Consider the following 14,261-nt stretch of genomic DNA (forward strand, 5'->3'; position numbering starts at 1 on the left):
GACCGAATATACGTGAGCAGTCGTACCTGAAAGTCAAAGACGGAATGTTTGCAAACGAGGAGGAGTCCATATACAGATGCCAGTATTTTCAAGTTTTTTTCAGGATTCATTCAGGTTCGCCGCGTATTCTTCGGATATGAAAATATTTGGCTGCCGACGCAATAGCAATAAGAGAGGGCTCCGATAAATGCCAACACGATATGACCCTAAGACCATCCGTCTGCATTGGCTGGTTGTCATTTTGCTTGCATTGGTGTGGGGATGCGCGCAGATTATCGATTTTTTTCCCAAAGGACCGCCGAAGATTACTGTGCGCAGTATTCACATGGGGGTGGGCTTATTGCTTGGTTTCGTGATGCTGTATCGGCTCTGGTGGCGCGCCAGACATGGCGAGCGCTTTTCTGCGACGGGGCTACTACCATTCATGTCCAGACTGGTTCATCTCAGTTTGTATGCACTGATCCTTGCAGAAGTGATCCTGGGCCTGGCGAATGTTTGGGGCCGCGGTGATGTCATCTTCAATTTGTACAAAATTCCTGCTTTCGATCCGGCTAACCGAGCGCTGAAAAACCAGATCGAATTCATTCACGCAACCGTGGCGGACGTCATTCTTGCCGTCGTCGGTCTGCACGCAGCAGCAGCGCTGGTTCATCACTTTATCCGGAAAGACGACGTGCTCAGGCGAATGCTTCCTGGCCGCATTGAGGACTCAAAAGTCATCGACGCATAAATTCCCGGCAACCCGGGACGCATACTCCTTTTTGGCTTGCTGCTACCACCACCACTACTTGGGGAAAAATAACATGAATACGTTGCGTCGCGCTTTCGCTTCCGCCTGCATCACACTCGGCATCGTGCTGCTTGGCCTATCTGGTTTTTCCTCTGCCGCGACGGTGGATCCAGCGGCCGCGCACGGCAAAAAAGTGCTCTATGTTTATAACCGGACCAAGCTGGAAAGAGTCAAGGCTACGGTGCCGCCACCGGCAGACCCCAAACGCATACCGGCATTGGAAGCTTGGCGCCGCAATGACAACAAGGTCATTGATTTTCTCAAGTCGTTAGGCTTCACGGTAACCGCTGCCGATGAAAGCACGCCGCTGGAAGCCGCTCAGAATCAGGATCTGATCATCATTTCCGAATCGGTCGATGCGCTTGATGTTGGTAGTAAATATCGCTATCTGGAGGTTCCGCTGATTACCTTTGAAAATGATCTGCTAGGTGAGCTTGGCATGACGGCGCTCAAAAATGGTCGTGACTATGGTACCGATGATAATCAACGTTTTCTCTGGTTAGTCAATGCGCCGCATCCGCTGGCGGCGGGCCTGACAGCTGGCATCCAAAATGTACTGAGCGATGAAAATCTGAAGATGAATTGGGGTAAGCCGGGTCTGGGCGCCATTACCATTGCATCCTTGCGCGGTGAGCCCGACAAGGCCGCAATCTTCGCGTACGAGAAGGGTGCGACGATGAACAGCGAGTTCCTGGCTCCGGCCCGGCGTATGAGCTTTTTCCTCTGGCAGGACACGTTTGAACAAATGCGCCCTGAAGGACTGGCCCTGTTTCGGGCCGCAGTACTTTGGACCGTGACGCGCCCCGACTGAGAACGAAAAATTTACGCGAAATTTCAACGACGCTCGACCCCTGACTCAAGGGTTCTGTCGCGTCTCAGTCGAGACACCTGAAGCTATTTTAAAATGACCACAGCGGGATGTTAACTTTTCTCATCGTGATTGACGGGGCGAGGAGATAGGGAAAGCAGATACAAGACGAGCTAGCGATTGGAGGCGAGAATCGCGCTAGTACGCGTTAGACGGGGCTACTGCCCGGGTGGTAGCGTATCAAGGATGATTGCCCGATCGCATGGGCTATTTGTCTGCGGGAGCGACCACCAGCACCTTCAATGTGCCGTCGATTGCCGCCGGCAAATAGGCGTACTTGGTCGAAGGATCGAATGCCATCGTCTTCGCGCCGGCAGCGGTCGGCACGTTGGCCAGTACGCGATAGCGATCAGGCGATAGCTGCTGGGCCACGGTCAGCGTGGCGCTGTCGCCGTTGGAGACATATATGCGGCCTGTCGCGGCGTCGTAGACGACGGCATCGGGATGGGCACCGATGGCAAAGTCGGCCACGTGTTTCCCGTCCCGCGCATCGACGACCATCGCCGTTTTGTTTTTGCAGATGGTAAACAACCGCGCATGGGCAATATCGAGCGCCAGTCCAGTCGGCTCTTCGCAGCCTGCCAGTGGCCAGTGCGCGACGACTTTGCCGGCCGCGATGTCGATCACCTCGATCGCATTTTTGTCCTCAATGTTGAGGTAAATGCGACCGGCGCCGTCGCTCACGGCAAATTCCGGTCGGCCGCCGACTTTGATGGTGGAGATGATCCGCATGTCAGGCACATCGAATACTGTTACGTTGGCGCTGCCGCCATTGAAGGTGTACAACTGATGGGCTTGCGGAACGTAAAGGATCGCGTCGGGATTTTTTCCGCTGACCTTGACTTGCTGCTTGACGGCCAGACTGTCGAGCGCAAAGACGGTGACGCTGTCCGAGCGTCCATTGCTGGTGAAGCCCAGGTTCCGTTCCGGTGCGAAGTCGACGCCGTGCACGCCTTCGGTGCCGGTGATGGCACCCGCCATTTTATGCGTAGCCAGCTCGACCACCTGGACCTGGTTGCCATGGGTGACGTACAGCCGGTGCTGGCTGGCGTCGATGCTGGCATAGTCCCATTTGCCGTCGCCGCTCAAGGCGATGCGGTCATGGACGGCATAATCCGGCGTGGCCGCCGTACTGCACGGCGTGAGGAAAGGAGCCAGCAGCAGGGCAAGCAGGGTGTGGGCAAAGCGCGTGGTGTGTTTCATGTCATGGTTCAAAATGGTGGGCAAGGTCAATAGGTGAGGTTGACGCCGGCCTGATAGGTGGCGCCGTAGTATTCCCGCTGGATGGTGCGATTCGTAGTGCCTTCGGCAAACTTGAGCGGCGTGTCGCTGAGGTTCTTGGCGTTAATATACAGCGACACGTGCTTGTTGAGTGCGTATGACCCGCCGAAATCGACCGAGGTACGGCGTTCGGCGTACACGTCGAGCGGCGCGCTGCTGCCGATTGCCCACAGGTTGCGCGACAAGGAGTACATTCCCAGACGCAGATTCCATGGGCCGGTTTCATAGAAGAGGGCTGCATTGACCGTGTTGCGTGAAGTCGATGGCAGGGTCGAGGTTTCGCCGGGACGGATTTCGAAACGCGAATCGACAAAAGTATAGTTGGCGCTGGCGCCAAGGCCGCCGAGCCAACCAGGCAAGGTGGTGAAGCGCTGCTCATAGTTCAGCTCCAGGCCGCGCGCGGTCGACTTCCCGACATTGGCAAACGAGTAGACGTGGGCGACGCCGACAAAACCGGCAAACAAGCCATTGTTGGGGAAGGTCTGGCTGGTCTGGCTGGCAGCGATGTAATGGCTGATCTCCTTGTCGAAGATGCCGATGGAGGCAATGCCGGCGTTGGGCAAATAACGTTCGAGCGACAGGTCGAACGAATTTGCCGTGGTCGGCTTCAGGTCGGGATTGCCGCGGGTGACGGTGTTGGCGCCCGGGTCGATATTGAGCGAAGCCGATACCTGGCTGAAGCCGGGCCTGGCGATGGTCGACGAGTAAGCCGCGCGCAATAACGTCGCCCCGCCAAGTTCATAGCGTGCCTGCACGCTGGGGAACCAGTTGACGTAGTTGCGGTCCCGGCTGTCCGGCTGGATCAGGGTATTCCCGTCGGCGTCGCTGCCCTTGGCATTGGCCGCGTAGTTGGCACGCGTCGTCTCCACCCGCAGGCCGGCGGTGATGCCCAGTGGGCCGGAACGCATCTGGTATTGGCCGTAGCCTGCGTAGACGTCTTCCTTGTCTTGCAAATACTGAAGCGCGGCGTTTTGGACGTCGGAGGCGGACACGAACTGCTTGCTGCCATACAGGCTTTGCAGCAGCCCGGGCATCAACTGCGGACCATTCTGATAGAGGCCGTCATAGAACACGATGCCGGGACCTCCCGCCGCCGCGGTCAGCGGCAATGGCGGAAGATTGGCGAACGAATAGGGCTGGCCGTTCACCACGCGCTTGCGCAGCCGGGCGCTGGCGCCTGCCTTGAAGCTCTCCTCGTCGTAGCCGCCTACGCGGGTATCCCATCTGAGATTGGCGGCCAGCGACCATTCGTGGTCCGATATGTCGGTTGTGCTGTTCTGGAACTTGACCAAGCCGTAATTGGCCGGATTCAGATAGTCCGCACCGTTCACGGTAAACGCCGGCACGTTGCCCGGTCCGCTATTGGCATAGCTGACGGTGGCCGTGGCAGAGGGCGTGTAGTTAAAATCGGAATTGTAGTCATGCAGCTTGTTGTAGGAACCGCGCGTATAGCCAAGGCGGTAGTCCAGCACCGCGTGTTCCAGTTGGTTTTTGCCGCCGGCCACGAAGATCTTGTTGTTGATGGTTTCTTGCTCGTCGCGTAAGGTCTTGTCGAAGCCATTGGCGCCCATGCCGTCGATGAAGCCGTTGGCGGCGGGCTGCGGGTTGCCGTCCGGCGTCACGGTCAGCCGCTGGCGCAGAACCGACTCGGTGTAGCCCGCGTCGAAGCCGCGGAGGTAATAGCTGTTGTGCGCATCCGGCTGGTAGCCCAGATCCAGGCCGACGCCATGGCGGCGACGGTGATACTGGTACCATCGCTGATCCCAGCCGGCGTAGGTCAAAGGGGAGTGGATACCATCGTCGAGAAACGCCGGTTCGACGTCGTCGATGCCGCGTTTGTCCTCATAGTAAGCCGCCGTGGCGACGATCGAGAAGGGATGGTCCGAATAGGCCGCTGCGCCGCCTTTGCCCGGTTCGCCGCCGCCGAAGCGGGTGCCGGCGGTGAGCGACAGATCGGCGATATTCGTGCCGCGCAGCGATTCGCGGCCGGTACCGATACGCGCTTCGAGGAAGGGTTTGCCGTTGCGCGGCGCGGTTTTCGGGGTGATTTCAATCGTGCCGCCCAGCGCTTCGGCATCCTGTTCAGGAAGATTGGATTTGGTAACCGTAATGGCGCCGACGAGGCCCGTGGGAATCGCGTCCAGCGCCACCGCACGACCGCCGCCGAACGGCGAGGCGTTGTTTGATGGCGGAAGCCGCAGGCCGCCGAAGGTCGTGCTGTTCAGATCGGCGTCCAGACCGCGGATATTGACGAAGCGTCCCTCGCCGGTGTCGGTCTCCAGCGAGATGCCGGGAATGCGCCGCATCGACTCGGCGATGTTCACATCCGGCAGCTTGCGCATCTCCGCCGCCGTCATCAAGTTGATCAGGTTGGGAGCCTGCTCCTGGGCTTGGCGGGCATTGGAGTTGGTCGCGCGCTGGGCATCCACCACTATCACCTGGATAGCGTCACCGGACGGTGCTGGATCGGCCGGGTCGGCCGCGTAGGCCGGCATCAGGAACAGTTGGCTGATGAGAGCGGGAAGGATGGCTTGCTGGAATGGTCTGGTTTGCATACGTGCTTTCGCTGAAAATGAAGTAGGTCCGTGGCTGGGGCGAGGAAGGGAAGGCGTCAGTGGGTGCGGCTTTGCTGATCTGATCGGGGCGAGCCGGAGCTTGCCGAAGGCGCGATGGGCAGGACAATGCGCACCGTCAAGCCGCTGCCATCGGGCAGGCTGGAACTCAGCGTGATCGTCCCCGCCATGCGCTGGACGATGTTGTGGACGATCGCCAGTCCCAGGCCGGAACCGGATTCGGTGACTGCCGCGCCGCGATAGAATGCCGACAGCACCTGCTCTCGTTCGTGCTCCAGCACGCCGGGTCCGTTGTCGCTGACGCTTATGTGCAGCGCCGCAGCGATGTATTCGATATGGATGTCCACCTGGCCCCCTGCCTGGGTGTAGCGGATGGCGTTGTCTATCAGGTTGCACAGCACGGCGTTCAAGTCCATGGCGTTGGACTGCACATTGCAAGCCATGTCCACGCTGGCGGTGAGAGCGATCTGCTTTTGGTCGGCCAGGGGCAGCAGGTCCTCCAGCACGTTCTGGCATACCGCGCCGATCGCGACGGTATCCCTGCTCAAGGGATCGCGGCCTTGCAGGCGGGCCAGCAGCAGCAACTGGGCGACCAGATGGCGGGCCCGCAAGATGCCGCGTTGCAGGGATTGCAACCTGGGCTGGGCCTGCTCGCTCAGATTCAGGCTGGCAAGTAGTTCCGCTTGTAGCGAAATGGCGGTCAGCGGTGTTCGCAATTCATGGGCCGCATCAGCGACAAAACGCCGCTGTTGTGCCATCGTCTGCTCGACGCGATGCAGCAAGCGGTTGATGGCGGCGGTGAATGGCAGGACTTCGCTGGGCACGTCGCGGTCGTCGAGCGCGGTCAATTGATCCTCGCCGCGCCGGTCCAGTTCGTGGGCCAGGCGCATGACCGGTGCAAGCATGTGCCGTATCAGAGCGATCGTTGCCAGCACCAGGACTGGAATCAGCACGGCGATGGGGACGATGGTGGTCTTGCCGGCGTTGTGCGCCACTTCATCGCGGACTGCGGTGCTCTGGCTGACCGCCACGCGATCGCCACCGGGCAGGGTGCGAATGAACAGGCGCAGCTGCCGGCCTTGCACCTCCAAGGTCTGCAAGCCGTCTGCAACGCCGACCGCCAGCGGGAGTGGAACCGCGCCGCCTTCCACTTCGCCCCAGACACCGTTGTGCAGCAGCTGGACTATGATGCGTGCGCCAACGTCCACCACGTGGTTGTCCAGGTCTTGCAGGCCGTAAGGCGTGGCCATGTGCCGCCGCTTCGCCAGCGCCGACATCTGGCGCAACTGGTCGTCCTGCAGCTCGTTGACTTCATGGAAGGCCGTGCGGTAGGACACGGTGCCGGCGATGCCGGCGGCGACCAGCATCACGCCGGTGAGGCACAACGCCAGTCTAGCTTGCAGTGACCGCAGGTGCCTCATTTGGCTACCGCCCAGCCCATGCCGCGCACGTTGCGGATGGTTGACTGGCCGAATTTACGGCGGATGGAGTAAATCAGGAATTCCAGCGCATTGCTCGACACTTCATCGTCGCCATGATACACCTCGCGCTCCAGCGCTTCGCGCGAGCGGATAGCTCCCGGCCTGGCGAGCAGGGCTTGCATCAGCGACGCTTCGCGCTGGGACAGCGGGGCCTCCAGTTCGCCCACGCACATGCACAGGGAGTCGAGGTTGAGCCGGATCGCGTCGGTGCCGATGTGGCGTTCGTTCTGCTTGCGGTAGCGGCGCTGCACGCTGCGCATGCGCGCCAGCAGTTCCGGCATGTCGAAAGGCTTCAGGATATAGTCGTCGGCGCCAAGGTCCAGTCCGCGCACCCGGTCGCCGAGCGCGTCGCGGGCGCTGACTATCATCACCGGCAACAACGGCGCATTCTTCTGCAACGCTTGCATGACGGTCAGGCCGTCGCAGCCCGGCAAGCCGAGATCGAGCAGCACCATATCGTAGTTGGCGAAGAGCGCCTCCAGCGCCTCCCTGCCGTCGCGGATCCAGTCCACCACGAAATGTGCCTGCCGCAGCGCCAACTGCATCGCCTCGCCCACCATGTCATCATCTTCCACCAGTAGTACGCGCACGCTGGACCATCCTTTGACTTGGCGAGCACCGGACGATCCGGCACCTTGAACAAGCGGCAAGTATGGCAAGCAAATATGTAGGCTTGATTACAGCAAACTTAGCTGAAAGACAGGTAGGGGCGAGAACATGGCATTGCATCGCCTGCCGCGGCGTTCGGTCGCGGCTTAACGTGCACTTAATTCTTCCGCAAGTAAGCTGCACTCATTGTTGGCTCTGCTTGGATCCCACCTATGTTACTGGCATTGAAAATTCCGCTGTTGCGGTGCGGCCCGCTGCTGGCTGGCGTATTGATGTCGGCTTGCTCCAGCTACCAGCCGCTGCCGTTACGGGAGGGCAAGCCGGCCGACCTGGTGGTGGATACGCGCAGCCTGCCGTTTCCGCCGATGGCGGCACACCGTTTTCATCCCGACGACGGCCTCGATATCGTCGAAGTGGCGATGCTGGCCGTGGTCAACAATCCTGATTTGAGGCTGGTGCGCGATGATGTGATGATCTCGCACGCGCAATCGTTCTCTGCCGGCTTGCTGCCCGACCCGCAGCTCTCCCTCAGCGGCGATCTGTCCAACAGCGGCGGGATCGGGGCGACCCGCGCGTTCAGCGCTGGTCTGAGCTATGACATCACCAGCCTGCTGACGCATGGCGCGCTCCACCGTGCGGCCGATCGTGATGCGGCCAAAACCGATCTCACGCTGCTGTGGCAGGAGTGGCAGGTGGCCTCGCAAGCACAACTGCTGTTCGTCAAGGTCGTGCAGGGCCGCAAGCAGATGGCCGTCTTGAACGATACCCGCCAGGTGTTCGCCGACCGTTATGCGCGCACTCGCCAGGCGCTCGATAGCGGCTTGCTCAACAGCGATGCGGTCACGCCGAATCTGGCGGCGCTGCAGGATGTCGACCGCCAATTGTTTGACCTGAAGAAATTGCAAAACCAAGCCGCCCATGAACTGAACGCCTTGCTCGGAATCGCGCCCGACACCGTGCTGGTACTGCAGCAAGGCAGCGAGGTCGGCATCGTGGATGCGACCTTGGTGCAGTCGGCGCTGGCCGATATTGCCCAGCGGCGTCCCGACCTGCGCGCGTTGCAAACTGCCTATCAGGCAGAAGACCAGCGTTATCGCGGCGCGCTACTCGCACAGTTCCCCGCGATAAACCTCGGTTTTACGCGCGCGCGCGACTCCAGTAACGTGTATTCGAGCGGTATCGGCATCAGCATGTCGCTGCCATTTCTGAACCGCAATCGTGGCAACATCGCGATCGAACAGGCCACCCGTCAAAAGGCTTACGACGAATACCAGGTGCGGGTGCAGGCTGCGCGCAACGATGTCCAGCGCATCCTGGATGAGCAGGCACTCAACCTCGCGCAGGCCGCCAGGCTGGACGCCGACTTGCAGGAACAGGTACATGTGCTGGCGCGCAGCGACAAGGCCCTGCGCGCCGGCGATGCCGATGTGCTGGCCTATGCTCTGGCGCGCTCGGCGCTGCTGGCCAAGCAGCTGGAGATAATTGGCCTTCAGCAAGCATTGCTGGAACAGCGGATCGGCTTACGCACCCTGCTCGGCATCGATATCACCAACCTTGAAAGTACTCAACCATGACCCGGAAGAATTTGATCGGTGCCGCGCTGTTGCTGGCCTTGGCCGCTGGCGGCGCCTGGTGGTACGCTCAGCCGGGCGGCGCGAACGCGGCGGCTGGCGGCGACGAGACCGGCGGTGGCAGTGTGCTGGTGCAGACAGTCAAAACCAGCATACAACCCATGCCTTTGACCATGAGCGCGTTCGGCGACATTGCTGCGGGCAAGGTCGAGTCGCAGAGCCAGCCCCAGGCCGGGCAGGTGGCACGGATGGCTGTTGCTCCCGGGCAAGCTGTGCGCCGCGGCGATCTGCTTGCCGTCCTGTCCAGCGATCCGAATGTACTGGTGGCGTATGAGCAGGCGGCCAGCGCATTGACATTCGCCCGGCGTGAGCTCGAACGCCAGCGGGAGCTGCTGGCTTTGCAGCTGTCCACGCAATCCCAGGTTGACGGCGCCGTCAAGGCGGAGGCAGATGCGAAAGCCATGTTGACGGCACAGGAGCACCTGAACGGCGCCCACGGCATGGTCAATCTGACATCGCAGTTCGACGGCGTTGTCGTCGCCGTCCCGGTGGCGCAGGGCGACCGCGTGGCGGCCGGCGCCACCATTGTGCAGGTCGGACGCACCGATACCATGAAAGTACTCCTTGCGGTCGAGCCTGCGCGCATCGCCGAACTGAAATCCGGCATGAAGATCACGCTTGTCCCGCTTCAGGACGGCGCGCCGGCGGTCGCTAGCACGATTGCCTCGATACAGAACATGGTCGATCCGAAGACACAGATGGCCGGCGCGATCGCCATGCTTCCCGCCGCGGCGCAAGCGCGGCTGCCGGTCGGCACCCACGTCCAGGCGCTGATCGAGCTGGGCACCCGTTCCGCCTGGTCGGTGCCGCGCCAAGCGGTGTTGGTTGACGATCAGGGCGCCTACCTGTTCCAGGTGGCGAAGGGCAGGGCCCGCCGCGTGGCCGTGCGCAAGCTGGTGGAGGCGGACCAGACGCTGGGTGTCGCAGGCGCGCTTGACGCGGCACTGCCGGTGGTGGTGCTGGGGAATTACGAACTGCAAGACGGCGATGTCGTGCGCGGGAGCACGCCATGAGCGTCGCGGCATGGGCCCAGTCACACCGCCGATCCATCTTGTTCCTGCTGCTGATGCTGGCCATGGCGGGGATGGTGGCGGCCTTCCACCTGCCGGTGTCACTGTTCCCGACCATCTCGTTCCCGCGCGCAGTGGTGTCGCTCGATGCGGGCGATCAACCGGCGGAGCAGATGGAAATGCTGGTGACGCGGCCGGTGGAGGAGGCGGTGCGGCGCGTACCGGGCGTGCGCAACCTGCGTTCGACCACCAGCCGCGGCTCGGCCGAAGTATCGATCAATTTCGATTGGGGCCGCGACATGGCCGGCGCCACGCTGGAAGTGAACGCCGCCATCGCCCAGATTCTCGGCCAACTGCCTGCGGGCACGCAGATGACGACGCGGCGCATGGATCCAACCGTGTTTCCGATCATCGCCTACAGTCTGGTGTCGAGCACGCTGTCGCCGGTGCAGTTGCGCGATCTGGCGGAATATCAGCTGCGGCCATTGCTGTCCAGCGTCAATGGCGTGTCCAGCGTGCAAACCATGGGCGGCGCGCTGGAGGAGTATCGGGTGACGGTCGATCCAGCCCGACTGCGCGCGCACGACCTGACGCTGGACGAGGTGGCGCGCACGCTGTCGGCGAGCAATGTGCTGTCGGCGGTTGGCCGGCTGGAGGACCACTACAAGCTGTATCTGGTCATGTCCGACGCCCGCCTGCAAAGCCTGGCCCAGATTCGCCAGACCGTGCTACGCAACGCCGCCGGCGCCATGGTGAGGCTGGCGGACGTCGGTACGGTGGAGCAGGCGGTGGTGCCGGAATGGACACGGGTGACCGCCGATGGCCGCGATGCCGTGTTGTTTTCGGTATACCAGCAACCGGGCAGCAACAGCGTACAGATCGCCGCCGACATCAAGGCCAGGCTGGCGGAGTACCAGCGCAATATCCCGGCAGGCGTGCGCATCGCCAGCTGGTATGACCAGAGCGAACTGGTGACGGAATCGGCGACCAGCGTGCGCGACGCGGTGCTGATCGGCATCGGCTTGTCCGCCCTGGTGCTGCTGCTGTTTCTGCGTAACGTCAAGGTGACGATGATTGCGGTGGTGGTGGTGCCGGCGGTGCTGGCCAGCACGGTGCTGCTGCTGTCGGTGCTGGGCATGAGTTTTAACATCATGACGCTGGGCGGCATGGCGGCGGCAGTGGGGCTGATCATCGACGATGCGATTGTCATGATCGAGCATATCGTGCGCCGGCTGCAGGGCGGGCAGGGGGAAATGCACGAACGCGTGGTGTCGGCGGCGATCGAATTTACCCGTCCGCTGGCCGGGTCCAGCGGCTCGACGCTGGTGATTTTTGCGCCGCTGGCTTTCCTCAGTGGCGTGACCGGCGCCTTTTTCAAGGCGCTGTCCCTGACCATGGCGGCGGCCCTGTTCATTTCTTTCCTGCTGACGTGGCTGGCCGTTCCGCTGTTGGCCGAGCGCTTCCTCAGGGCGCGCGACGCCGAGCCGCATGCGGAATCGCGCCTGCTGCGATGGATGCAGCGGCATTACCGCAGAACGTTGCAGGCACTGTTCCTTCGCCCGCTGCTGGTGCTGCCGGCGGTGGCGCTGCTGGTCATGGTCGGCTTCCTGGCATCCCGGGCGGTCGGTTCGGGCTTTATGCCGGCGATGGACGAGGGTGGCTTTGTACTGGATTACCGCAGTCAGCCCGGCACAGCGCTGTCTGAAACCGACCGCCTGCTGCGCCAGGTCGAGCAGATCGTGCGCAGCACACCCGACGTGGAAAGCTACTCGCGCCGCACGGGCACCGGCCTGGGCGGCGGCCTGAGCGAAGCGAACAGTGGCGATTTCTTCATCCGCCTCAAGGCGGCCAATCGGCGCCCGGTGGAAGCGGTGATGGACGATATCCGCAGCCGCGTCGAACGCGACGTGCCCGGCCTGACGATTGAAATGGCGCAGTTGATGGAAGACCTGATCGGCGACCTGACGGCGGTGCCGCAGCCGGTGGAGATCAAGATCTTCGCCGACACGACAGGGCAGCTGAATCTCGCGGCGCGGAAAGTCGCCGCGCGCATCGCGAAAATTGGTGGCGTGGTCGATGTCCGCAACGGCATCAATCCGGCCGGCGACGCGCTGCTCATTCATATCGACCCGACCAAGGCGGCACAGGAGGGCACCGATGTCGAGGCGATCAGCAAATCGGTCGATGCGATGTTGAACGGCGTGGTCGCGACGCGCGTCGCCACCGGCCCGAAAATGGTGGGCCTGCGCCTGTGGATACCCAAGACCTTGCGGAGCACGGATGCGGCGCTGCTGCAACTGCAAATTCGCGCACCGGACGGCCACCTGTTTCCCTTGCAAAGGGTGGCGACGATGCAGGCAGTCACCGGCCAGCCGCAGATCACCCGCGAAAACCTCAAGCGCATGGTTGCCGTGACCGCGCGCATCAGCGGGCGCGATCTGGGCTCGGTCATCGCCGACGTCAAGCAAACGATGGCTCTGCCGGATGCGTTGCCGGCCGGCGCGTATTTCACGCTGGGCGGACTCTACGAGCAGCAACAGATCGCGTTCCAGGGCTTGCTGGTGGTGTTCGCAGCGGCGGCCGCGCTGGTGTTTCTATTGCTGTTGTTTATGTACGAGAGCTTCCGCATCGCGCTGTCGATACTGGTGACGGCGCTGCTGGCGGTGTCGGCGGTGTTCGCAGGTCTGTGGGTCAGCAGAACTGAGCTGAATATTTCCGCCATGATGGGGATGACCATGATCATCGGCATGGCGACCGAGGTGGCGATCTTTTACTACTCTGAACAACAGGAACTGGTGCGCAGTATGCCGATGGAACAAGCGCTGGTTGAAGCCGGCATCAACCGCATGCGCCCGATTGCGATGACCACGCTGGCGGCGATCCTGACGCTGCTGCCGCTGGCCTTTGCCATCGGCAAGGGTTCGGAAATGCAGCAACCGCTGGCCATCGCCATCATCTCCGGTTTGGTGGTGCAGCTGCCGCTGGTACTATTGCTGATGCCGGTGCTGGCCCATGTGACGCGCAGCCGGAACAAGGCATAAACTTCGGTCCAGACCGTTCTTACGCCCCCAAGAGACCTGATGCGAGCTGAACGCCGAACTGAAACACCCGCCCCTCGGGAAGGGTGTCCCTATGTCGTTCGTCAAGCAGGTGTGACCCTCGCTGCCCGTCTCCCCGGGAATGCCAGCAAGATGAACAGGAAGGCGCACACGGTCATCGCGGTGCACAGCGGCAGGCCAAGATTCATGATCTTGTTCTCCGCCAGCCAGTCGCCAATGGCCGTGCCGGCAGTTCGCGCGGTCGCCACAGTCAACCAATAGAGCCCAATGCCGGGTGTCGCAACACCGTTTTTCCGCCACCACATTACCGAAGCAAGGATGAATCCCAAGCCAAGAGAGGCGATGCCCTGGCCGACAGCGTGCGAAACGACATCGCCCAGAACCGTGCCGAATACTCCAGCGATGAGCATGGCGACCCAATAGATGCCGCCGGTATCTGGCAGTATAGGTGCTTGAGCAGTTTGGGCATCTTCCCCAGCTTTTGCTTTCCACGCCAGGACGCCCAACGTCGCCGCCAAGCCAGCAATCAGAAGGACCATCGGTACATGGACGCGGAACGCCAGATAGTCTGCGATGTTCGTGGCGCCGGTACGAATAATGATAATGACGAGCCAATAATAGCTTTCATGGGCCGCATTATCGCTGCGTTCCGCGATAAAAGCGGCAGCAGCAATCGCGCAAAGTATCAGTAGCCCCTGGACGATGCCGAAGTGAGTGGTGTGGGCGTAAAGGTCGCCAAGATTTGTACCGCAAATGCTGGCCAGCGTTATGGCAGTCCAGTATCGCGGGTTCACGGTGGGCATATGGCTGGTTTTCATCTTTGGTATCCCCTTTAAATTGTAACGACTTGTCCTGAAATCAGCGTATCCCAGGCTTGCTTAATCAATCATTAAAAAACACCTCCGTGACAAATACCGTAATCCTTCCTCCCTTTTTGGGTGGTCGATTTCGCGCAGCAG

Annotated in this window: 10 protein-coding genes; 5 read left to right on the top strand and 5 right to left on the bottom strand. The window is 61.5% G+C overall.

Going from position 1 to position 14,261, the window contains the following annotated elements:
• Positions 1–187: 187 nt before the first annotated feature.
• Together ACCD07_RS09490 and ACCD07_RS09495 are read left to right on the top strand one after the other, a co-directional pair.
• Positions 188–730: a cytochrome b gene (locus tag ACCD07_RS09490; protein WP_353403434.1), complete on the top strand. Its 543-nt coding sequence runs from the start codon at positions 188–190 to the stop codon at positions 728–730.
• A 73-nt stretch (positions 731–803) separates the two neighbouring features.
• Positions 804–1,601, top strand: coding sequence for a hypothetical protein (locus tag ACCD07_RS09495; RefSeq protein ID WP_413447179.1), 798 nt, complete (start codon positions 804–806; stop codon positions 1,599–1,601).
• 264 nt (positions 1,602–1,865) lie between these two features.
• Here ACCD07_RS09495 and ACCD07_RS09500 read toward each other — a convergent pair whose 3' ends face one another.
• From ACCD07_RS09500 to ACCD07_RS09515, 4 genes are read right to left on the bottom strand one after another with little or no spacing between them, the layout of a single operon-like run.
• Complete coding sequence (locus ACCD07_RS09500; protein ID WP_413447180.1) at positions 1,866–2,861, bottom strand: YncE family protein; 996 nt, start codon at positions 2,859–2,861, stop codon at positions 1,866–1,868.
• A gap of 26 nt (positions 2,862–2,887) precedes the next feature.
• The gene (locus tag ACCD07_RS09505) at positions 2,888–5,494 is read right to left on the bottom strand and encodes a TonB-dependent receptor (protein WP_413447181.1); all 2,607 of its coding nucleotides are present in this window, start codon (positions 5,492–5,494) and stop codon (positions 2,888–2,890) included.
• Between the two features lie 56 nt (positions 5,495–5,550).
• Positions 5,551–6,933: a sensor histidine kinase gene (locus tag ACCD07_RS09510; RefSeq protein WP_413447182.1), complete on the bottom strand. Its 1,383-nt coding sequence runs from the start codon at positions 6,931–6,933 to the stop codon at positions 5,551–5,553.
• Positions 6,930–7,583, bottom strand: coding sequence for a response regulator (locus ACCD07_RS09515; protein WP_413447183.1), 654 nt, complete (start codon positions 7,581–7,583; stop codon positions 6,930–6,932). The genes ACCD07_RS09510 and ACCD07_RS09515 overlap by 4 nt, the downstream gene beginning before the upstream one ends.
• 231 nt (positions 7,584–7,814) lie before the next feature.
• On the opposite strand from ACCD07_RS09515, the gene ACCD07_RS09520 reads away from it, so the two are divergent.
• From ACCD07_RS09520 to ACCD07_RS09530, 3 genes are read left to right on the top strand one after another with little or no spacing between them, the layout of a single operon-like run.
• Complete coding sequence (locus ACCD07_RS09520) at positions 7,815–9,176, top strand: TolC family protein (RefSeq protein ID WP_413447184.1); 1,362 nt, start codon at positions 7,815–7,817, stop codon at positions 9,174–9,176.
• A complete protein-coding gene (locus ACCD07_RS09525) occupies positions 9,173–10,246 on the top strand; it encodes an efflux RND transporter periplasmic adaptor subunit (RefSeq protein WP_413447185.1) in 1,074 nt (357 codons plus the stop codon). The genes ACCD07_RS09520 and ACCD07_RS09525 overlap by 4 nt, the downstream gene beginning before the upstream one ends.
• Complete coding sequence (locus ACCD07_RS09530) at positions 10,243–13,284, top strand: efflux RND transporter permease subunit (RefSeq protein WP_413447186.1); 3,042 nt, start codon at positions 10,243–10,245, stop codon at positions 13,282–13,284. Before ACCD07_RS09525 ends, ACCD07_RS09530 begins: the two co-directional genes overlap by 4 nt.
• Positions 13,285–13,385: 101 nt before the next feature.
• Here the strand turns inward: ACCD07_RS09530 and ACCD07_RS09535 are convergent, their stop codons facing one another.
• Positions 13,386–14,120 (bottom strand): hypothetical protein, encoded by a 735-nt coding sequence (locus ACCD07_RS09535; RefSeq protein WP_413447187.1) that lies wholly within the window; start codon positions 14,118–14,120, stop codon positions 13,386–13,388.
• Positions 14,121–14,261: the final 141 nt, after the last annotated feature.

It is taken from the genome of Duganella sp. Dugasp56 (assembly GCF_047304105.1).
Taxonomy (GTDB): Bacteria; Pseudomonadota; Gammaproteobacteria; order Burkholderiales; family Burkholderiaceae_D; genus Rugamonas; species Rugamonas hordei.